The organism is Pontibacter sp. E15-1 (assembly GCF_022601975.1).
In the GTDB taxonomy this organism is placed as follows: domain Bacteria; phylum Bacteroidota; class Bacteroidia; order Cytophagales; family Hymenobacteraceae; genus Pontibacter.
Map to the genome: position 1 here is coordinate 23730 of NZ_JAKVIR010000037.1, position 20166 is coordinate 43895.

The window sequence follows — 20166 nt, forward strand, 5'->3', positions numbered from 1 at the left end:
CACTATTTGCGGATTAAAGCTCCCAATTGTTTCTCGAATTGCTGCATCAGGCGGTTCATGGTGGCGTCGATCACCTTGTCGGTCAGGGTCTGCTGCCTGTCCTGCAGCGTGAAGCTGATGGCATAGGCCTTCTTGCCCGCCTCGATCTTATCGCCCTCATACACGTCAAACACGCTCAGGCCTTGCAGCAGCTTGCGCTCCGTCCGGAAGGCGATTTGCCTGATCTGATCGAAGGTAACATTTTTATCCAGTACCAGCGACAAGTCGCGGCGCACTTCCGGAAACTTCGGCAGTTCTGCCGCCACCAGGTTGTCTTTATACTTCTTCAGCAGGTAATCCCAGTTCAGCTCGGCATACCATACCTGTTCCTTCACCTCCATATAGCGGGCAACCCCGGCGTCCAGCGGGCCAAGCTCCGCGATAACGGTCCCGTTCCGGGTATAGGCGACTCCCTGGCGCAGGTAGTGGTTGGCTTGTAGCGGCTGCACCTCAAAATCGCCTGCGTTCAGCTTGCGCAGCACGTTCTGCACCACGCCTGCCAGGTCGTGGAAGGCGGATTTGTGGCTGGGTTGCTTCCAGCTCTCGGCCGTTACGTTGCCCGCCATGTACAGGGCCAGTTTACGGCTCTCTTTCGTGCTGCCGTCGGCCAGCTTCTCATACACCTTGCCCAGCTCAAACAGCTTCAGGTCGCGCTGGCGGCGGTTGATATTGCGGCGCAGCACCTCCAGACCCGAGAACACCATGCTCTTGCGCAGCACGTCCAGGTCCTCGGAGTTATAGTTGACCACCCGCACCAGCCCCGCTACCTCCGCCTCTCCGGCAGGGGTATAATAATTGGAGTTGGTGATGGAGTTGGTGATGATCTCATGGTATCCGTTGTCGGCGATATAGTTCGAGATGGCCTCGGTCACGTTCTCGGCGTAAGGCCGCGGAAACTTCGCCAGGTAGGTCGTGGACAGGCTTTCGCTCATGGCAATGTTGTTGAAGCCATAGATGCGCAGGATCTCCTCCACCACATCGGCCTCACGCGTTACATCCACCTTAAACGGCGGCACCGACAGCTGCAGGTGCGTTTCCGTTTCATTGGTTATCTCGATTCCCAGATCCGTCAGGATGGTTTTGATGCGCTCTGCGCCGATGTGCTGCCCGATGAGGGTATGCGCCCGCGCAATGCTGAGCGACACCTCGTGGTTTTGCACCGGAACAGGGTATACATCCACAATCTCAGAGGACACCTCGCCGCCGGCAACCTCCTGCACCAGCAGCGCCGCGCGCTTCAGGGCCGTGATCACCATGTTGGGGTCGGTGCCGCGCTCGAAGCGGAACGAGGCATCGGTCTTGAGGCCGTGGCCCATACCCGTGCGGCGCACCCAGTCAGGAGAGAAATAGGCGCTCTCGATGAAGATGCTGGTGGTTTCGTCGGACACGCCCGACTCCTCACCGCCAAACACACCGCCAATGGCCATCGGGCCATCAGTGTCGCAAATCATCAGGTCGGCGGCCTGCAGCTTGCGCTCCACGCCGTCCAGCGTCTTGAAAACGGTGCCTGCCGCCACGGTCTTCACGATGATCTTTCCGCCTTTTATTTTATCGGTATCAAAAGCATGGAGCGGCTGGCCCAGTTCGTGGAGCACGTAGTTGGTCACGTCCACCACATTGTTGATTGGCGAGAGGCCGATGGCGCGCAGGCGTTTTTGCATCCACTCCGGCGATGGACCCACTTTCAGGCCCGACACCGTAACACCGGCGTAGCGCGGGCATGCCTCGTTATTCTCTACTTCCACCGCGATCGGGCGGGAGGTATGGCTTACCTTGAAATCGTCTACCGAAGGCAGTATGGCTTTCGCATCGGTCAGGGCCTGCAGGTCGCGGGCCACCCCGAAGTGCGAGGCAGCATCGGCCCGGTTCGGCGTCAGCCCAATCTCAAACACTTTGTCGGAGCCCAAACCGAAGAACGCGGCGGCAGGCGTGCCGTTCGCCAAATCCGTGTCGAGCACCATGATGCCGGCATGCGACTGGCCAATCCCGATTTCATCCTCAGCGCAGATCATACCCTCCGAAACGGCTCCGCGAATTTTGGACTTTTTGATCTTGAAGGCCTCGCCTCCGGTTGGGTATAAGGTGCTGTTCACGGTAGCCACTACTACTTTCTGGCCAGCGGCCACATTTGGCGCGCCGCACACGATCTGGGTAGGTGTGCCCGTGCCGATATCCACGGTCGTGATGTTCAGCCGGTCTGCGTCCGGGTGGCGCTCGCAGGTCAGCACTTCCCCGATGACGATGCCTTCCAGGCCGCCCTGCACCAGGTCAAATGTTTCGATGCCCTCTACCTCCAGGCCAGAGCCCGTCAGCAGGGCGCCCACCTCTTCAGCACCTTTGTCTATATGAATCAGTTGTTTCAGCCAGTCGAATGAAATCAGCATATCGTTTTTTGTCTCTTTACATCAAAGCCTCCGCATCGGAAGCATACATTCTTCAAAATTAAGAATTAAAATTTTAGGAGGCACACGTATCAGTATACAAGACTTAAGACTTTTTTACATGAATACGTCAGGTGAAGGCCGGCATGTATTCACAAGCTAACCCACGATTCATTTGTAGGAGAATCTTCTTTATAGACACGCACCATTCGTCTTGTGCCGAACGTCCTGTTTCTAAAACTAATGCGCTTCCTCATACCCCTTCTCGCCTGCCGGTATGGCCACATCCAGGCGGTTGTCTTTGGGGGGCACCGGGCACACATAATCGGGATTGAAGGCGCAGAAGGGGCTATAGGCACGGTTAAAGTCCAGCACCACGGTTGTGGCGTTTTCCTCGAACGGTATATCCAGGTAGCGGCCGCCGCCATACGTGTCGTAGCCGTTGGTCTTGTCGGTGAAGGGCACAAACAGCTGCGGTTCCTTGCCTGCCTCCGGCGCCGCCTGCTTATACAGGGTGAGTTGCTGGGGCTGCCCCGCTACCTCAAACGAGGCAGTGGCATAGCGCAGATAGGCCTCGGTGCTGCCGTCGGTCAGTGGGAGCTCGAGGGTATCCTGCTGCGGGAGTTTCTCCAGTTTAGCCGTGATGGCATACTCCATGTCAGGCTCAAAATAGGACAGGTTCTTAAAGCTGCGGCGGGCCTCGTCGGGCAAGGGGCTGTTGGCGCGGCTCCGGAAGGTCAGGTCTTTGGCTTTGCGCTCCTGCAGCAACGGCTTGATGTAGTTGTCGTCGTTGAAGAAGGTCTCCTGCACAAAGTAGAAAAGCACCAGCGCAATGCCGGCAAGTATAATCAGCCTGAGAGGTCGTTGCATAGTATTCGGTTCCTGTTTCGGCAAAGGTCGCAATTTTTTGGGGAGGGCGCAGCGGAAATTGGGAGTATGGTATGGAAATCCTTTTTGTTAGCGATAAAGTTTGGGAATAGGCTCAAAGCGACTCTAAATGAAAGAGCTTTTTTTGGGGAGGATTAACCTGCCCCTTTCCCACCTTAGACGCAGGGCGGTTTCATACTCCCATTTTGTCATCCTGAAAGGATCTTGGTAGCTAGTAGCATCAGCTTAACCTCCCGGGGGCATTCAGAGTTTGCCTTCGCTCGCGTCTCGCGCGTGTAGGAATAATTGGGCCTCTGGCCCAGTCGAGTCACAGACTCGACATCATTTTAAGACACCCCGAAAGCTTTCGGGGCGCCAGTATAATGGATTAAGATAGCAGAAAAGTCCCCCTTTTGAAGGAGACAGGGGGATGATTACGTGATTTAGAGCAATCGTTTAAAGCATTATACTTTAAAGCTAATTTTAGCAGCTAGAGGTGTATAGAGCTTCTGAAAGATTTTCATCCCCCTATCCCCTTCAAAGGGGGACAAAAAATAACTATTAGAACAACTAAAAACGGAGAGGCCATCCGTTTATCAGATAGCCTCTTCGTTTTTTATGGTTCCAGGAAAATTCTTCCGGGTTATTTCTGGGCTACTGCCGCTTCTTTCTTGCTGGTATCGCCAATCCTGGCCCATACCCACTCGCCTACCTGCTCGCCCTGCGCGGTGCCCTCAAAAGAGCCGTCCCAGTAGTGGATGCCGCCATATACCCGGCTGATGGAGGTTTCCATATAGGCGTCTTTTATGGATTTGAAGGAGCGCACGCCATGCCCATACGCATACTCGGTAGAGTCGGTGAAGGCAACATTCTCGCCGAACAGGTGAATCAGCACGGTGCCGGCGGCGGCGGAGATGGCGCTATGCCCGCTCACGTACTCCGGAAACGGAGGCGTTTCGAGGAAGGGCTGCCAGTCCGGGTCGATGTGCTCGTTGATGACCGTAACCGGGCGGATGCGCGCGCTGCGGTATTTCTCATCCCAGCAGGCGATAAACCCCTCGTAGAGGGCAATGGAGGTGAAGGTATACGCCTGCACTGCCTTCATCATGTCCAGGTCCTGCTTTTTCGACAGCGTCCCTACTATTGCCAGCCAGTGGCCCGGAGGCGTCATTTTTTTGTCGGTGTAAGAGATATGGCCTTTCACGTTGGTCACCACCGCATTGTCGTCCCAGAAATAGGCGATCTCTTTTTGCTCCTGCGTCAGGCCATTCGAGAGGTCGTATACCTGCTGCACCAGCTTGTAGAACTCGCTTTCTGGCTCGAGGCTATACTTGGCCGCCGGTTTCGGCGTGAACTGGTTGCAGGAGTCCAGGGTGAGCACCCGAATGGCGTTCCACTGCGGCTCGCAGGCGGCGGCGTAGTTCGGGGGGGTCGGCTGGTAAGAGCCCGGCTCATCGGTGAAGGTATAGCGCATCAGTGCCCGCGTCTCTTTGTAATTGTCCTTGCCGGCATAGGCCAGCACGTGCTGTGCCACCTGCTCGCCATACGCCACGGAGCGCTCCAGCACCTCCTCTGGAATCCCCATCTCCACATACTGCTGGTATACCTTCTTCCGGTAGTCCTCCATTTCGATGGCAGACACGATCAGCGCCTCGCTCACGGTGGTGTACGAAATGATGCTCGCCAGCGGGAAGCAGTACTCCGCGCCCTTTTCAGGCGCCGGCACTGCATCGAAGCCGTTGAGTTTGCCCGCCAGCGATTCGTAGGCAGGATGGTCCTGACGCAGTGTTTCGTAAGCGGCCAGGTTGGTGTACACATAAATGCGGCTGGCTACCGGCGGCTTGAAAATATCGTGGATGATGTAGGTGGTGAGCTGATCCGACGCGTTATGAAACAGCGCAGGGTCAGCGGCTTTCAGCTTGTACTCTTCGGGCGTGGCGGCCTGCTTGCAGCCTCCCATACCTACAAGAGCCAGGAAAAAGGTGCAGTAAAGTATCTGTTTCAGCATATACAATTAGGTTTTTTGAGAAAACGACTCCACGATCAGGTCGCGTCCGGTCAGTAGCCGGGAGCGTCAGCCCGGAAGTTAAAGAAATATGAAAACTAATTCCAAACAAATGCGAAAATCATACTAGTTCCGGTTGCTGCCGAAAATCCTGCAGCGGCCAGCGGAGCGCTGTGGCTTGTGTTACCGCAACATCTCCCCAACACACTTGTAGCCAATGAAATTCCATTTCCCCTAAAAGGCGCTACTACCAGGCAAGCGCCATGCAAGCAGCCGGGCCTTGGATGCCTGGCCTCACCGTGAAACTAACAAAACTGCGCAGCAATGTCAAACGCGGCCGTAGCCGTTGCCTGTCCCGGCTCACCCCTACAAAGCGCTGCGTGGCTGGTGCCAACCAGGCTTTTGCCCTATCGGCCCGCCCGCTTGTGCCTACAAACCAACCAAACCCTTACCTTTGCCAAAAACGCATCTCATACATGAAAGACTTTAAGAAATACTACATCATACCGGCGGCCCCGGAGGAGGTATACCTCGCCTTGACGCACCCGCTCACGCTGCAGGCCTGGACGGGCGACAAGGCAGAGATGTCGGCGGAGCCCGGCACGGAGTTCTCGCTCTGGGATGGCAGCATTGTGGGCAAAAACCTGGAGTTCGAAGAAGGGAAGATGATCGTGCAGCAGTGGTATTTCGGGGATCAGGCAGCGCCCTCCATCGTCACCATCAAGCTGCACCCCCACAAATACGGCACCTCGGCCGAGCTGCGGCACCTCAACATCCCGGACGAGGATTTCGAGGACATACAGGACGGCTGGGACAACAGCTACTTCGCCTCCCTGATCGAGTTTTACGAGGATTAGCTTTCGCGCACGCCCGCCAGCAACACGCTCATACACAACCTTCCCGGGCTGTGCAAGTATTCATTTTATCGCCCTATGGCGAAACCATAACCTTGCAGCAAATATGAAGAACGCCATTTCCAAAGCCGTCGCGCTGTTGCTCATCGGCACGTGGGCACAGGCCTGCTCCGGCAGCAAAACCAACGCCCCAGAAACGGAGCAGCCTGTCGAGCAAACCGCGGCAATCCCCAGCGAGCCTGTGCAAGTGGAGGTCCGGCAGCAAAATGGGCAGTATACCCTTTACCGGGGCGGCGAGCCCTACTACATCAAAGGGGCGGGCGGCAGCCGGTACCTGAGCCAGCTGGCGGCCTACGGCGGCAACTCCATCCGCACCTGGAGCACCGACAACGCCCAGGAGGTGCTGGACGAGGCGTACCGCAACGGGCTAACCGTGACGCTGGGCCTGGAGGTGGGCCGCGAGCGCCACGGCTTCGACTACGATGACCCGGAGGCGGTGACCCAGCAACTGACGGAGCTCCGCAAAGAGGTCTTGAAGTATAAGGACCACCCGGCCCTGCTGATCTGGGGCATCGGCAACGAGCTGAACCTGAGCTATACCAACCCGCTGGTATGGAACGCCGTGAACGATATCGCCGCCATGATCCACGAAGTGGACCCGAACCACCCTACCAGCACCATGCTGGCCGGCATTAACAAGCTGGAGATGGAGTATATAAAGGAGAGCGTGCCGGCGCTGGACATTCTGGCGGTAAACGCGTACGGGGGGCTGCCCGAGGTGCCACAGCGCGTGCGGGAGTTTGGCTGGACCGGGCCATACATGATCACGGAGTGGGGCCCCACCGGCCACTGGGAAAGCCCTCAAACACCCTGGGGCGCAGCGGTGGAAGAGACGAGCAGCGAGAAGGCAGCCGTGTACAAAAGCCGTTACGAAGCCTCCATGGGGCAGGACAAGGCGCAGTGCATCGGCTCTTACGTGTTTCTGTGGGGGCAAAAGCAGGAGCGCACGCCCACCTGGTATGGCCTCTTCACGGAAGACGGCAAAGAGTCGGAGGTAGTGGACATGATGCAGTACCTCTGGACGGGCAACTGGCCCCAAAACCGCGCCCCGCACCTCGCCTCGTTTGTGCTGGACGGCAAAAAAGCCACCGACAACATCTACCTGCAACCCGGCAAAGACTACAAGGTGAAGGCCGACGTGAGCGACCCGGACAAAGACCAACTGACGTATCGCTACGAGCTGCTGCCCGAAAGCACGGACCTGAAAGAGGGCGGCGACCGCGAGAACAGACCCCAGCCCATACCCAACCGCGTGCACGATACCGGATCCGGCAAAGCGGACCTGAACGTGCCCGCGCAAGAGGGTGCTTATCGGCTGTTTATATATGCCACCGACGGGAACGACAATGTAGCCACAGCCAACATCCCGTTTTTCGTAAAAAAGTAGCCCATACCCCGGCACAATCGGCTTGGGGCCAGGCGCGCGCACTGGTTCGCGGGCATTTCAGGAAGAGCACTTCGTACCTGGCACAACCTAACGCTAACATCCTCAGTTTGTAAACACAGACAGCAGCTATGATGCCATGACGAAGAAAAAAAGCCAGTTAGAAGCCCTAATCGCGCAGATCGACACGTTGCACCAGGAGGCTGTGGCGCTCGAAGAGAAATTTGCCACCGCCATTGACCAGGTACACCCTACTTTTAAAAAGAGCGCCCGGAACCTGCTGCACTACCTCTCGCTGCGGAAGCACGACATCCGTGGTTTGCAGGAAAGCCTCTCGCAGTTGGGGCTCTCGTCGTTGGGCCGCGCGGAGGGCCACGTGCTGGCCAGTCTGCAGGCCGTGCGACACCAGCTGTGCCACCTCCAGGACTGTGCCCCCACCAAAAGGCCGCTTGCTGTCTCGTTCCATGAAAATGTGGAGCTCCTCGACGCGAACACCGAAGCCCTGCTGGGGCCCCGGCCTGCCAAGCGCTCCACCCGCATCATGGTCACCCTCCCCAGCGAGGCTGCCGGGAATTACGAGCTGATCCTGCGCCTGCTGAAGGCAGGCATGAACTGCGCCCGCATCAACTGCGCCCACGACAACGAGGCGGTATGGCTCCAGATGGTCCACCTCATCCACCAGGCCGAGAAAGAGACCAACACCACCTGCAAGATCCTGATGGACCTGATGGGGCCGAAACTCCGCACGGGTCCCCTGGAGGCAGGCCCCAGGCTTATCACCATCCGGCCGGCGCAGAACGAGCTCGGCCAAACCACGGAGGCGGCCAACGTGTGGCTGGCCCCTCCGGATGCGCCCCCACCCAAAAACACTGATGCCTGGCTCCCGGTGCAGGCCGAGTGGCTGGCGCAGTTGCAGGAGAACGACAAAATCCTGTTTACCGATACCCGCGGCCGCAAGCGCTCCTTCTCGATCATGCGCAAAGAGGTGAATGGCGTGGTCGCCCACCTTTTCAAGACCTCATACATACAGACGGGCACTGAGCTGCGCATCAAAAACAAGGCGGTGGCGGCACGCAAAACAGCGGTGGGCGAACTTCCGGCCACCTTTTCCCCGATCATCCTCAAAAAAGACAACCTGCTGCAGCTCACCCGCGAGCTCAGGCCCGGGGAACCGGCCCGGTATAATGCGCGGGGCCACGTGGTGCAGCCAGCGCACATCTCCTGCACGCTGCCCGAGGTGTTTGCTCAGGCCAAAGTAGGCCAGCCGATCCTCTTCGACGATGGCAAGATAGAAGGCATCATCACGGAAGTAAGCCAAGACGCGCTGCTGGTGAAGATTACCTATGCCAGCGAAAAAGGCAGCAAGCTACGCGCAGACAACGGCATCAACCTGCCCGAAAGCGCCATCCGGCTGAATGGCATGACCAAAAAGGACAAGCAGGACCTAAAATTTGTGGCCAAACACGCCGACATCGTCAATTTCTCTTTTGTGAACTATGTGGAGGATGTGGAGGCGCTGCACAAGGAGCTGCGGAAGCTGAAGGCCGAAAAAAAGCTGAGCGTGATGCTGAAGATAGAGACGAAGGAGGGATTCCGGAACCTGCCCCGCCTGCTGCTGGCCACCATGAAAGGCTACCCGGCAGGCATCATGATCGCCCGCGGCGACCTGGCCGTGGAGTGCGGCTGGCTTCGGCTGGCCGAGGTGCAGGAGGAGATTCTGTGGCTGTGCGAGGCTGCCCATATGCCCGTGGTATGGGCCACGCAGGTGCTGGAGACCCTGGCTAAAAAAGGCCGCCCATCCAGGGCCGAGATCACGGATGCCGCCATGGCCCAGCGCGCCGACTGCGTGATGCTGAACAAGGGGCCGCACGTGATTCAGGCGATAGAGCTGCTGCACGATATTCTGGTGCGGATGCAGGAACATCAGCATAAAAAAACATCCATGCTGCGCAGCCTGCACGTCTCAGACCTGGATGCGCTGCAGGAGTAGGCAGCCCGGGCGCTCTACCGCTCAGATGCAGAAAAAACTTCATATAATTGAATTTCAGGCCGATACCCTGTACTTTTTAATTCATTTTCTATACCTTAGCAGCAGGCCAGTGCAAGCCGGGTGCCTGTTATTCCCGCGGATCGCAGGATAAACGTGCCCAAAACACTTTACCAGGCGGTATGGCGTCTGCACGGTCTCTTTATAAAGGGTATACCCCAGCCTGCCCTTGGGTGGGAATTGTTCAGTAAAGTGTATCGTGATGAAAGACAGGAACCTAGAGAAGCTGTTTTACAAACTTGCCACACTGCTGGTGGCATGCGGCATCGCCGTACGATTTTTCGACCTTTCGGAAAACATGCTTGGCCTGCACATGATTTTGTCGGGCCTGCTGGCAGGGCTGGTGGCCATTCTGCTGCACATGCGGCACGCAAACGAAATGGAACAGAAAAAGTCTGCCCCGCAGGAAAAACAGCTGAAGAAAAATTAACCCGCCCTCCCGCTGGAGCTTCGATGAGGAGTACCTGAACATCGTGACGAACCAACAGCCATAGCTTTCTCCGGGCTGCAAGCGCTGGAAATTTACGTACCTTGCCGCTCAAATCACACCAACGCTATATGGACGGAAGAAAACGCGCCAACATCACACCGGGCCTGCACGTGCACATCGTGCTGAAAGAAGACCAGCGCTCCGGCGACCTCACGGAAGGCTACGTCGAGAAAATCCTCACCAACTCGCCTACCCATCCACACGGCATTAAGGTAAGACTGGAAACCGGCGAAGTAGGCCGTGTGAAGGAAATATTGGAAAGTTAGGGAGCTTTGGAGAGTTTGGGAGTTTGGAATTTAGAGAGTTGCTTTTTTCTTTTGGAAGGATTTTCTGATTGTGGTGAGGATGGCTGTCAGTTCATTGGCTTCCTGCTTTAGCTGCGTTAACCGCTGGGCAGGTATAATTCCGGTCTCCTCTAAAAGCTCAAGCCAGAAAAGCGACTCATCTGCTTCTTCCAGCACAAATCCGATTTTAGGAGTGAACGCTGCTGCTGACCGGGCACGGCAAGCGGCACGGTAATTTGCCGCCACAGACGTAGCGGCACGCAGCAATTGCTTCCCGAGAAGCTGCGCCTCCGCATTGTTCGATAAAGTTTGAAATAGTTTAACCACACGCAGCGCAAAAACCTTCGTGCGCCTCTTAAACACCTCCGCAAACTCAAAATTGCCCAATCTCTCCTCACTCATACCTTAACTCTCTAACTTTCTAACTCCCCAACTCCCCAACTCACAAGATCCCCTCGTCGGCGAAGCTGTAGTAGTCGTTGTCGGTGAAGATGATATGGTCGAGCACGGGGAGGTCCAGAAACTGGCCGGCCTCTTTCATTTTCTTGGTCAGGGCGATGTCGGCGGCACTGGGCTTGGTGTTTCCGCTGGGGTGGTTGTGCACCAAAATGACAGAACTGGCCAGGTACTCCAGCGCCTTTTTAAAAATCAGCTTCGGGTCTGCCACCGTGCCGGCCACTCCCCCTGCGCTGATGCTTTCCTTTTTCATTACCACATTGGCCCTATTGAGCAGTATGATCCAGAATTCCTCGTGGGGCAGGTCGAGCAGTTGCGGTTTGATATAGGTATAAATGTCGGTGGAGCAGGTAATGCGCGTTTTGGCCGCGGCGGCAGTCTCCTTGCGGCGGCGGCCCAGCTCCAGCGCACTGACAATGGAAATGGCCTTGGCCTCCCCGATGCCCGGATGTTTTGTCAGGTCCTTCACCGTCAGGCGGGCCAGCTCGTTGAGGTCGTTGCCCACTGCCGCGAGGATGATTTTGCCCACGTCCACGGCTGTCAGCCTGGTGGTGCCGGAGCCGATCAGGATCGCGATCAGCTCTGCGTCGCTGAGGGCGGCCCTTCCTTTCAGTAGCAGCTTCTCGCGGGGCCGGTCTTCCTCGGCCCAGGTTTTGATGTTGAGCAGCGGCTGGTAGGGCGCTGTGGCAGTGGCTTCCGTGTCTTTCACTTGCGGTACAGATTTTGTAGGTTGAGAGATGAATGAGCAATTGTTTTTGAGAATAATTAGTTCAGCGCAACGCACTTTAATTTAACCTTAACAAGAAGAAATATAACTGCTGGCAGTTTAGAGCATGTTTAAAATTCATCTTTTGGGCTACAAAACGTCCATCAAGGAGCCTGACTTCACCTTTTTATCGCCCCATAGCGCTGCTATGCGGCTCAAAAAACGCTTCGTCAAAACCTTTCCTGAACATTCTTCGCTTCCAAAAATGAAATTCAAACATGCTCTAAAACAATATCACCCCGCAGCAGGTTATACCGCCTATATGAGAAGTATCCTATCCTCCGGAACAGCGGTGCTGTTCCTTTTTCTGGTGGACCTGTATGTGTTCCAGGCCATCAAAACAGTTACACAGAACCTCGACCCTACCGCACAGCGGGTTATTTACTATTTACACTGGGCGGTTTTTGCCATCACGGCAGGCACGCTGGTGCTGGCTACCGCCACGCGCGGCATGCCGCCCAACGCCTTCAAAACATACCTCGCCAGCACGCTCTTCATCATCTTCGCCTCTAAGTTGGTGGTAGTGCTGTTTCTGCTGCTCGACGACACGGTGCGCGTTGGCAAGCTCGTGCGCCATTATGCTGGCAGCGACGCCGTTTTCGACCCTTCGCGCAGCAAGTTCCTGAGCCAGCTGGGGCTGTTGGCCGCAGCCGTGCCGTTTACCGCCTTTATATATGGCATGGTGAAGGGAGCCTACGATTACCAGGTGAAGCGTATCACCCTGCGTTTCCCGAACCTGCCAGAGGCTTTTGACGGGTATAAGGTGCTGCAGATATCGGACCTGCACACGGGCAGCTTCACCTCCACAGACCCACTGAAGGAAGCCGTGCAGCTGATCAACAAACAGGAGGCAGACCTTGTGTTCTTTACCGGCGACCTGGTGAATAACATTGCCACGGAGGTGCAGGAGCACATCGGCACGCTGAAAGAAATTAAATCGAAGTCAGGCGTTTTCTCGGTGCTCGGCAACCACGACTACGGCGATTACGTGACCTGGCCCAGTGCCGAGGCCAAAAGCGAGAACCTGCGCCACCTCATCGACAGCCACGGCAAGATGGGCTGGCAAATCCTGATGAACGAGCACCGGATTATTGAGAAAGACGGCCAGCAGTTGGCGGTGCTGGGTGTGGAGAACTGGGGCAACAAGGTCGGTTTCCCGAAATACGGCCGCCTGGAGCAGGCTTATCGCGGTACCGAGGACACCCCCTTCAAGGTGCTTCTCTCCCACGACCCGTCACACTGGGACGGCGAGATCAACCCGAAATACAACGACATAGACCTGACGCTATCGGGGCACACGCACGGCATGCAGTTTGGCGTGAACATACCCGGCTGGAAATGGAGCCCGGTGCAGTATGTGTACAAGCAGTGGGCAGGCCTCTATAAAAATGGCCGCCAGCACCTGTACGTGAACACCGGCCTGGGTTTTCTGGGGTATCCCGGTCGGGTCGGGTTCCTGCCCGAAATCACGGTGTTTGAGCTCAAAAGGGCATAAAATTTTCTTCCCCGCATCGCCAGCCCATACCGCTGGCGATGCCTGTTTTTGGGGTGGCCATACCCTGCCAGAGCGGGCACCCGGCCCGCCGCCCCAGAAAAAAACCAAACTGCTTGCATACCGGGCATCCCGCCAAAAACTGTCTCTGCTAAAGGGTTTTAGCTTTCCTTGCGTCAAATGCTGCCTGAGCGGGCCAGCAATTTGCTGTGGCAACACTTTTTATTTGTTTGGCATCTATTCTTGCTTTAATTTAGGAGGCTAAGGAAGGTATGTCACGCCATGCCCTCCGCACAGGAAGCCTGGCGTGCGTTCGTGGCCTTGCTATCCCCGGCACTTACAGCTCCGTTTCGCGCTTCGCTTCCCGCGGGGTGCCAGCGCGGGGCTTTGCCTGTGCCAGAGCTTTTTTACGGTTACCCTGATGATGATTAAGTGTGTTCTTGCCTTTCTGCAGTTAGTGGCTTTTCTGTTCCTCTCGTCGTTTGCCTTGGCGCAAGATCTGACCTATACCCGGAAGCTGACGCTCTACAGCGCCGTGGAGATGGCCAAAGAGCAGTCGCCGAGCTACCGGAGCGCCTCGGTGCTGCTCGAGAACAGGCAGTGGCAGTACAAGACTTTCCGCTCTAACTATTACCCGCAACTGAGCCTCCGTGGCGTGCTGCCGGAGTATAACCGCACCATCGACCCCCGCATTACCGACACTGGCAGCCTGGTGTTTATCAACACTCACAATGCCAATTCATACCTGCAACTCTCACTGGGGCAGGAAATAGGCCTGACGGGGGGGTATATTTCCATCAACTCCCAGATCAAGCGCCTCGATGACTTTCAGGCTGAGGTTAACCGCACGCGCTACTCGTCCATACCGGCCACCATCACCCTCAACCAGCCCATCTTCGGGTTTAACTACCGGGCTTGGGACCGCAAGATATCTCCGCTCCGGTATGAGGAGGCCCAGCGGGATTACCGCGAGGAGATGGAGGAGATTGCCAGCTCCGCAACCAACCACTTCTTCAACCTGCTGCTGAGCCAGATAAGCCTGCAGATCGCCCAGAAGAACGTGGCTAACAACGATACCCTCTACAAACTGGCCGAGAGCCGGTATGCGGCAGACAAGATCCCGCAGAACGAGCTGCTGCAGATGGAGCTTACCCTTCTGAACTCGAAGCAGAACCTGGAGCAGACCACCCTCGACGTGGAGGCCAACACCCTGAACCTGAAAGTATACCTCGGCATCACCGACGACAACCCCATCCAACTGATCGCTCCGTACGAGATTCCGATTTTTGAGGTGGATGAGCAGGTGGCGCTGGAGCAGGCGCACAAAAACCGCCAGCGGGTAATTAGCTTTAAGCGGGAGATGCTGGAGGCCGAGCGGCGCGTGGCGCAGGCGAAGGGCGAAACGGGCTTTACCGCCGACCTGTACGCCTCGTTTGGCCTCACGCAGCAGTCCATCGAGTTTCAGGACGTGTATTCTGACCCGGTGCCGCAGCAGCGCGCGCGCGTGGGCTTCAACATACCCATTATGGACTGGGGCCGGACGGCCTCCAAGATAGGGACCGCCACGGCCAACAGAACGCTGGTGCAGCAAAACATAGAGCAGCAGAAAATAAACTTCGACCAGGAAATATACCTGAACGTAAAGCGCTTCCGGGTGCTTCGGCAGCAGGTAATCGGCGCGAGGCGGGCAGATGAGATCGCGGAGAAGCGCTTTAACATCACCAAAGACCGCTACCTGAGTGGGCACCTTGGCATCCTGGACCTGAATGTGGCCACGGAAGAGCGCGACAAGGCCAGCCGTAGCTTTATCTCCTCGCTCCGGAGCTTCTGGTCGGCCTATTATACCCTGCGCCGCCTCACCCTGTATGACTTCGAGACAAAGCAGTCGCTGGTGGGTGAGCTGTAACTCCACCTGCTGAGAGGCATCCCCTCACGTGATTCCCGCCTTGCGCCGCTGTCGGGCAACCGGGCGCTAACCCCATCCGGCTCCCTCCGTAAAACAGAGGGCTGCGCCTTTTGTGCCGTCTGGCCCGAGACAACCCGCAGCTCGTTAACCCGAAACACACAACCAACTATGAAAAAGATACTGTATTCTGCTTTTGCCCTGAGCGCGCTGCTGTTTGCGGCAACCTCCTGCTCCGAAGACCGGGGCACCACCACCGAGGTGGTTGACTCTAACGAAAACGAAAATGTAGATCCGAGCCACATCAGGGGCTACGGCGATGCCGAGCCGGGCGGAACGGCCCCTGCCGCTCCCGAGGCAGGCCAGATGTATGGCTTCGACCGGGACGCCTTCTCGCAGCAGGTAAACGCGGACATGGGCCTGGAGGGCGAGGTGGCCACCCAGATGGTGCAGGTATACTACGACCGCAACAGGCAGCTGAGCGAGATGGAGCAGCGCTACCAGCAGGCCGCCGCCAACACCGACAGCAAGCAGCGGATGGACGCGGAGCGCAAGCGCATCGACACGGACACAGACGCGAAGGTAAAGGAAATCCTGACGCCGGAACAATACAAAGCCTACGAGCAAAACCGCTCAAAATACAATGCTCCGGCCGCAGGCAACAACGCCTCCGGCACCGAGATGCAGTAAGCGCACAAAGCCTCACAAACAGGAGCCTGTGGCACAAGTTGCCGCAGGCTCCTGTTGATTTTAGCCGTATTATCTTTACTTTTATAGGTCGAGTCTGTTTTTCTGGAGGCTGGCATACTTTTTAGCTGATTTGGGCGTATTTAAGTAAATCCATATATAGCCGCGCTGCTGCGGCACCATCCACATTCATGCACCGACACTTCCTGCTCTATCTTCTTGCCTGCCTGCTTATATGCTGCTATCTGCCCGCCCATGCCCAGAAAAGCATCCGGCTTAGCGGAACGGTGCTGCAACCAGACAAGCAAACCCCGGTGCCGGGCGCTACTGTGGTAAAGATGCGCACCGATATGGGGGTACTTTCGGATGAGCAGGGGAAGTTTAGGATTGACGTGAACCAGAACGACACCCTGCTGATCCGGGCCGTCGGTTTCAAGCCCCTTTTATACCTACCCAGCAAGCTCCCGGTGTCGGAACTGCGCGTGAACATTGTGCTGCAGGAAGACAGCGTGATGCTGGGCGAGGTAGAGGTAACCAGCCGCCCCTCGCAGGAGATGATCGACAGGGCGCTGCGCAACATGAAGCGGGAGCAGGCCAGCCAGGTCAAACGCCCCGGCTACATTCCTGGCCTGGAGCCTCCTCCCCCGCCTCCTGCCGCCGGCCCCACCATCGCCAACCCCATCGGCCTGCTCTATGACATGCTCTCGAAAGAAGGCAAGGAATTGCGCAAGCTAGAGGAACTGAAGCGCCAGCAGGAGCTCAAGCAGAAAATAAAAGAGGAGGAAGACTATAACCGTTTCTTTAAAGACAATACCGGTTACCACTGAAAGCAGCTTTCGGGCAGGGGGTTATAAAACAGCAACACGCTTTGGGGATTATACCATACCTACTGCCCGATGCCCGGAGGGTATGATTTTGCGGAGAGAATGGCTATTACACACGTTCCTGGCCGAAACAGGAAGTCCGGACAGGGCTATCCTGCTGGAAACAGAGGATTAGAAATAAAAAGGATAAAGGCGTCAGTGCTGGCCGGAACATTGGCCAGCGTGCCAATCTAGAAAATAAGCTGGTATAGCCAGGCCGCCAGTTCCCACATCGCCCACAGCAGTAACCCAAACACGACGACCACGCCAACCACCGCCGCCATGATAATGCTTTTGCCGCTGCCCTCGTACTTGCCTTCCTCGTAGTGCCGCCGGAGCAGGCGCACGTTGCGCTCGTTGGCTTTGTAGGCAAAGTCGAAAATGCTTCCTAAGATAGGGATACTGCCGATGATGGCGTCGAGCGCGATGTTAACGAGCATGAGTGCCACAAGCTTGCCACTGGCTCCGTGCCGCGCAATGGTCAGCACGATAACAGCCGACATTGCGAAAGAAGCCAGGTCGCCGGCAACTGGCAGGAGGCCCAGCAAAGGATCAAGCCCAAACCGAAACCTGGTGCCAGGCAACACAAACTGGCTATCCATCAGGTGTGCCATGGTATCTACCCATTTCAGCCGCTCAGACTGTGGGGTGCGGGTGTAGCGTACGTTCTCTTTCGACATATACGCGCTTATACGCAAGCAACCCCCGAAGGGTATGGCTGCTTTTGGCTAGCCCGATTACACTCCGCAACCAGCCTTAAATAAGCGGTGTACCCGTTTCCGGATGCTGCGGCGTTTATAAGTACAGACCGTTGCCTCATACCCTTAATTCCTGACTAAAAACGCAATTGGGGCAGTCGAAGCCCTACTCAGCTCTGACCGCCCCAATTACGTCTCCTGCACCTGCTTAGTGATTTTTGTGCTTGTGGTGCTTTTCGCCTTTCCCGTGCTTGTCGTACTTATCGCCTTTGTGCTTGGTATGGCCAGGGTTTGTGGTGTTGGGGTGATGCGGGTTATTGCTGTTTTTGTGCCACCCTTTGTGCTTGCCATTGTCTTTGCGCCCATTCCCGGTGCGGTCGTGTCTGGCATCATCAATCACAATCACCTTGCCGGTGCGCGACGGGTTCTTTCTGGTGCTGGAGCAGGAGGCCGCCACAAACAAAATGCCCCCGGCCAGCAGCAGGGTTTTGAGGTACGTAACTTTCATATCAGGACGCTAGTTGAAAACACAGCCGTCCGAAAAACCGTGCCGGAATTACGCGCCCTCTTCGGCCTGCGCCGTCATCCGCACCGGGATGTCTTTCTGATAATCGTAGAGCTTGAGTTCCTGGATGTTGGCCGGCAAGCCGAAGCCGTTGTCCAGCAGGGCTTTAGTTACGGCTTGCATGATGCTTCCCTTCAGCAACAACACCGCCTTCTTGTAGTCGTCTGTCTCGGCCCAGAAAAATACCTTTATGTTCACGGTGTTGGTGCCCAGCTCTTCTACAATGGCGTATGGCGGGTCTCGCTGCAATACGCCCTCCACGCCCAGCGCGGTCTTCTCTATCAGGTCAATGGCATCCTGTATGTTGTCGTTGTAATCGATGCCCACCACAAAGTCCATCCGGATCAGCCCGTTCTGGGTAAGGTTGGTCACTTTGGAGGTCAGGATAATGCCGTTGGGGATGAATACGTCCTTGCTGTCGAAGGTGAGGATATGGGTGGTACGCAGGTGCAGTTCCTTCACCTTGCCAATGGTATCATCCACTTCAATGGTATCGTTTATCTCGAAAGGGCGGTTGAAAGCCAGGATCAGACCGGCCAGGAAGTTCTCGGCGATGTCTTTAAAGGCGAATCCGATCACGACAGCGGACAGCCCGGCACTGGCCAGCACGCCGCTGGCCACCCCGCTCAGGCCCAGCGTCTGGAGCACCAGCAGGAACCCCACAATAATAACCAGCCACTTGGAGACGAGCGCAATATACCTCCCCGTGATCTTGTCGTGTGCCTTATTGACGAGCTTTGTTTCGAGCCCCAGCCTGATCTTGCGCGCCAGCCACAGTGCTATGAAAAGGATCAGGATTGCCAGCACAATGTTGGGAAGCATGAATAGGAGTTTTTCCCAGTATTCGTTGGCCACCCGTATCAGATCGTTGGAGGTGTTAGTAAAGCTAAAGCTGTTGTTGTCTTGCATATAGGATGTGGTTTATCTTGCGGCGGACAAGATGCTGCACGGGGAGAGGGGTCAACTCAGGCTCTCCTGCCCAGCGGCGCGCGCCTGATGCATCTAAACGGAATGGAGGGCATCGCGGTTGGCCCAAGGAGTTAGGTATAGCGGCAGACTTGAAACACCGGCGCGCGGACACGAAACTATAAAAAAGGTAAAGGCCCGCAGCGTTCACTCCACGGGCCTTTAGATCAACCTTTTCATCTAAATTAATCAGATATTCTGCCTATTGATACTCTTCCTATATAGAAAAGGTTAGATAAAAGGCGGATTTATTTTTTCTTTTTTCTCACCCCTGTTTTATAGCGGGCCGAAGCCACCTGTTATACCCTCATTCCCAAACCTTTACACAGGTAACAAACGCGTTCCAAAAACGACGCCACCCAATTTATATCGCCCCGCTTCGTTATCATCACGTAGTTGCAGTCGTATATTTCAGTATATGAACCTATCTCAATTTAACAAGCAGCCACTGGCGCAACGGGCAGGGATTCTGATGGAGCAGGGCACCTTTCTGGCGCTGCGGCATCGGTCGCAGTACGTGATCTGCCTGTACCACGTGCACCAGTTTTTCGCGGAGGTATGGTTCGAGCCCCGACGGCACGAGTTCGTGCTGGTTCGCGGCCTGCAGGGCACGGTATACCTGGAGCCCTACCTGGACCAGATAAACCTTCAGGACCTCCGCCAATGCCTGTAACATTTCGCCCGCTGTGGACTTTCCCTTACTGCCCCGTGCAAGACAAAGGCTTCCGGGTGCATGCGTAATAGCCATACCCCAAACAGACAGCGCCAGACAGAAAGCTATATGCTATACCGTCTGGCGCTGTCTGTTTGAGGATGCCTCCAAGAATAATCTTACCTAAACTCAGGAATAAAGCAGTTATTTCAAAACTTATACAGCCTTATTTCATAGCTTGCTTTGCGCTCCACGCCCGCTGGGGCGCGTTTTCCCGCTCGGCACTGTGTACATTTCCTGCCTAACGGCTGCCACTGACGTGGCACCGGAAATCTACAAGAAGAGGGCCCCTACCCCCGGCGCCTCCTGGAAAAACTGGGAATCATTTTGCCTTCATCTAGCTAAACTATACTTCTCCAAAGCAGAAAAACTTATCTGAAAGCAGGTTAACCTATAGCTATTCCTGAGTTGACGGTTTCTAAAGCAGCCCTACTTCCGGTAACATAGGATATAGTATAATCAAATTTCGTTTTTGGGCGCGAAACGCAATTGTGCGCTTAGAGCAATATCAATTGATAAGCACATACAGCCTCGCCTTTCAAGTAGTGCAATTCCCCTCGTGGGGGTAGGGGCCCTCTTGGGAGGGGTAGGGGTGGGTTATTTTTTTTGCTTCTTCCGAATGAGCAAGCCCAACTGCGCAGAGTCTA

General features: G+C 56.0%; 18 protein-coding genes. 10 read left to right on the forward strand and 8 right to left on the reverse strand.

Translation table 11 applies throughout. The annotated features are described in order from the left end of the window. Nucleotides 1-2 precede the first annotated feature (2 nt). The 3 genes from pheT to MKJ04_RS20770 all read right to left on the reverse strand — a co-directional run bounded on the left by pheT (nucleotide 3) and on the right by MKJ04_RS20770 (nucleotide 5295). A complete protein-coding gene (gene pheT, locus MKJ04_RS20760) occupies nucleotides 3-2423 on the reverse strand; it encodes a phenylalanine--tRNA ligase subunit beta (protein ID WP_241643818.1) in 2421 nt (806 codons plus the stop codon). 237 nt (nucleotides 2424-2660) lie between these two features. Further along, complete coding sequence (locus MKJ04_RS20765) at nucleotides 2661-3290, reverse strand: DUF1684 domain-containing protein (RefSeq protein ID WP_241643819.1); 630 nt, start codon at nucleotides 3288-3290, stop codon at nucleotides 2661-2663. Nucleotides 3291-3930: 640 nt separating this feature from the next. After that, nucleotides 3931-5295: a vanadium-dependent haloperoxidase gene (locus MKJ04_RS20770; protein ID WP_241643820.1), complete on the reverse strand. Its 1365-nt coding sequence runs from the start codon at nucleotides 5293-5295 to the stop codon at nucleotides 3931-3933. Nucleotides 5296-5768: 473 nt separating this feature from the next. On the opposite strand from MKJ04_RS20770, the gene MKJ04_RS20775 reads away from it, so the two are divergent. The 5 genes from MKJ04_RS20775 to MKJ04_RS20795 all read left to right on the forward strand — a co-directional run bounded on the left by MKJ04_RS20775 (nucleotide 5769) and on the right by MKJ04_RS20795 (nucleotide 10393). Beyond that, on the forward strand, nucleotides 5769-6149 hold the full coding sequence (locus tag MKJ04_RS20775) for an SRPBCC domain-containing protein (protein WP_241643821.1): 381 nt from the start codon (nucleotides 5769-5771) through the stop codon (nucleotides 6147-6149). A 103-nt stretch (nucleotides 6150-6252) separates the two neighbouring features. Next, nucleotides 6253-7593: a glycoside hydrolase family 2 TIM barrel-domain containing protein gene (locus tag MKJ04_RS20780; RefSeq protein WP_241643822.1), complete on the forward strand. Its 1341-nt coding sequence runs from the start codon at nucleotides 6253-6255 to the stop codon at nucleotides 7591-7593. Between the two features lie 136 nt (nucleotides 7594-7729). Continuing rightward, nucleotides 7730-9580, forward strand: coding sequence for a pyruvate kinase (locus tag MKJ04_RS20785; protein WP_241643823.1), 1851 nt, complete (start codon nucleotides 7730-7732; stop codon nucleotides 9578-9580). Between the two features lie 259 nt (nucleotides 9581-9839). After that, nucleotides 9840-10067 (forward strand): hypothetical protein, encoded by a 228-nt coding sequence (locus MKJ04_RS20790; RefSeq protein ID WP_241643824.1) that lies wholly within the window; start codon nucleotides 9840-9842, stop codon nucleotides 10065-10067. Between the two features lie 128 nt (nucleotides 10068-10195). After that, entirely contained in the window at nucleotides 10196-10393 is a 198-nt protein-coding gene (locus MKJ04_RS20795) for a YwbE family protein (RefSeq protein WP_241643825.1), read from the forward strand. A 30-nt stretch (nucleotides 10394-10423) separates the two neighbouring features. Here the strand turns inward: MKJ04_RS20795 and MKJ04_RS20800 are convergent, their stop codons facing one another. Both MKJ04_RS20800 and radC read right to left on the reverse strand, forming a co-directional pair. Then, on the reverse strand, nucleotides 10424-10813 hold the full coding sequence (locus MKJ04_RS20800) for a four helix bundle protein (RefSeq protein ID WP_241643827.1): 390 nt from the start codon (nucleotides 10811-10813) through the stop codon (nucleotides 10424-10426). Nucleotides 10814-10853: 40 nt separating this feature from the next. After that, nucleotides 10854-11576, reverse strand: a complete 723-nt coding sequence (radC, locus tag MKJ04_RS20805) for a RadC family protein (RefSeq protein ID WP_241643829.1) — start codon at nucleotides 11574-11576, stop codon at nucleotides 10854-10856. A gap of 319 nt (nucleotides 11577-11895) precedes the next feature. Here radC and MKJ04_RS20810 point away from each other — a divergent pair, with 319 nt between their 5' ends. The 4 genes from MKJ04_RS20810 (at nucleotide 11896) to MKJ04_RS20825 (ending at nucleotide 16542) form a co-directional block, all read left to right on the forward strand. Then, nucleotides 11896-13128 carry a metallophosphoesterase gene (locus tag MKJ04_RS20810; RefSeq protein ID WP_241643830.1) on the forward strand — a complete coding sequence of 411 codons (1233 nt, stop codon included), beginning with the start codon at nucleotides 11896-11898 and terminating at the stop codon, nucleotides 13126-13128. A 418-nt stretch (nucleotides 13129-13546) separates the two neighbouring features. After that, nucleotides 13547-15031 (forward strand): TolC family protein, encoded by a 1485-nt coding sequence (locus MKJ04_RS20815; RefSeq protein ID WP_241643832.1) that lies wholly within the window; start codon nucleotides 13547-13549, stop codon nucleotides 15029-15031. Nucleotides 15032-15199: 168 nt separating this feature from the next. Next, nucleotides 15200-15718 carry a hypothetical protein gene (locus MKJ04_RS20820; RefSeq protein WP_241643833.1) on the forward strand — a complete coding sequence of 173 codons (519 nt, stop codon included), beginning with the start codon at nucleotides 15200-15202 and terminating at the stop codon, nucleotides 15716-15718. 188 nt (nucleotides 15719-15906) lie between these two features. Further along, a complete protein-coding gene (locus MKJ04_RS20825; RefSeq protein WP_241643835.1) occupies nucleotides 15907-16542 on the forward strand; it encodes a carboxypeptidase-like regulatory domain-containing protein in 636 nt (211 codons plus the stop codon). A gap of 227 nt (nucleotides 16543-16769) precedes the next feature. On the opposite strand, the gene MKJ04_RS20830 is transcribed toward MKJ04_RS20825, so the two are convergent. The 3 genes from MKJ04_RS20830 to MKJ04_RS20840 all read right to left on the reverse strand — a co-directional run bounded on the left by MKJ04_RS20830 (nucleotide 16770) and on the right by MKJ04_RS20840 (nucleotide 18750). Further along, complete coding sequence (locus MKJ04_RS20830; protein WP_241643837.1) at nucleotides 16770-17258, reverse strand: DUF4112 domain-containing protein; 489 nt, start codon at nucleotides 17256-17258, stop codon at nucleotides 16770-16772. Between the two features lie 226 nt (nucleotides 17259-17484). After that, nucleotides 17485-17784 carry a hypothetical protein gene (locus MKJ04_RS20835; protein WP_241643839.1) on the reverse strand — a complete coding sequence of 100 codons (300 nt, stop codon included), beginning with the start codon at nucleotides 17782-17784 and terminating at the stop codon, nucleotides 17485-17487. Between the two features lie 48 nt (nucleotides 17785-17832). After that, nucleotides 17833-18750, reverse strand: a complete 918-nt coding sequence (locus tag MKJ04_RS20840; RefSeq protein WP_241643841.1) for a mechanosensitive ion channel family protein — start codon at nucleotides 18748-18750, stop codon at nucleotides 17833-17835. A 475-nt stretch (nucleotides 18751-19225) separates the two neighbouring features. On the opposite strand from MKJ04_RS20840, the gene MKJ04_RS20845 reads away from it, so the two are divergent. Continuing rightward, on the forward strand, nucleotides 19226-19480 hold the full coding sequence (locus tag MKJ04_RS20845) for a hypothetical protein (RefSeq protein ID WP_241643843.1): 255 nt from the start codon (nucleotides 19226-19228) through the stop codon (nucleotides 19478-19480). The last annotated feature ends 686 nt before the right edge of the window (nucleotides 19481-20166 follow it).

Coding starts and splice junctions, on each gene's coding strand:
- MKJ04_RS20840 (WP_241643841.1), bottom strand. CDS start 18,750: ATGCAAGACAACAACAGCTTTAGCTTTACTAACACCTCCAACGATCTG.
- MKJ04_RS20845 (WP_241643843.1), top strand. CDS start 19,226: ATGAACCTATCTCAATTTAACAAGCAGCCACTGGCGCAACGGGCAGGG.
- MKJ04_RS20780 (WP_241643822.1), top strand. CDS start 6,253: ATGAAGAACGCCATTTCCAAAGCCGTCGCGCTGTTGCTCATCGGCACG.
- MKJ04_RS20830 (WP_241643837.1), bottom strand. CDS start 17,258: ATGTCGAAAGAGAACGTACGCTACACCCGCACCCCACAGTCTGAGCGG.
- MKJ04_RS20810 (WP_241643830.1), top strand. CDS start 11,896: ATGAGAAGTATCCTATCCTCCGGAACAGCGGTGCTGTTCCTTTTTCTG.
- pheT (WP_241643818.1), bottom strand. CDS start 2,423: ATGCTGATTTCATTCGACTGGCTGAAACAACTGATTCATATAGACAAA.
- MKJ04_RS20765 (WP_241643819.1), bottom strand. CDS start 3,290: ATGCAACGACCTCTCAGGCTGATTATACTTGCCGGCATTGCGCTGGTG.
- MKJ04_RS20815 (WP_241643832.1), top strand. CDS start 13,547: ATGATGATTAAGTGTGTTCTTGCCTTTCTGCAGTTAGTGGCTTTTCTG.
- MKJ04_RS20825 (WP_241643835.1), top strand. CDS start 15,907: ATGCACCGACACTTCCTGCTCTATCTTCTTGCCTGCCTGCTTATATGC.
- MKJ04_RS20785 (WP_241643823.1), top strand. CDS start 7,730: ATGACGAAGAAAAAAAGCCAGTTAGAAGCCCTAATCGCGCAGATCGAC.
- MKJ04_RS20835 (WP_241643839.1), bottom strand. CDS start 17,784: ATGAAAGTTACGTACCTCAAAACCCTGCTGCTGGCCGGGGGCATTTTG.
- MKJ04_RS20775 (WP_241643821.1), top strand. CDS start 5,769: ATGAAAGACTTTAAGAAATACTACATCATACCGGCGGCCCCGGAGGAG.
- MKJ04_RS20820 (WP_241643833.1), top strand. CDS start 15,200: ATGAAAAAGATACTGTATTCTGCTTTTGCCCTGAGCGCGCTGCTGTTT.
- MKJ04_RS20800 (WP_241643827.1), bottom strand. CDS start 10,813: ATGAGTGAGGAGAGATTGGGCAATTTTGAGTTTGCGGAGGTGTTTAAG.
- MKJ04_RS20795 (WP_241643825.1), top strand. CDS start 10,196: ATGGACGGAAGAAAACGCGCCAACATCACACCGGGCCTGCACGTGCAC.
- MKJ04_RS20790 (WP_241643824.1), top strand. CDS start 9,840: ATGAAAGACAGGAACCTAGAGAAGCTGTTTTACAAACTTGCCACACTG.
- MKJ04_RS20770 (WP_241643820.1), bottom strand. CDS start 5,295: ATGCTGAAACAGATACTTTACTGCACCTTTTTCCTGGCTCTTGTAGGT.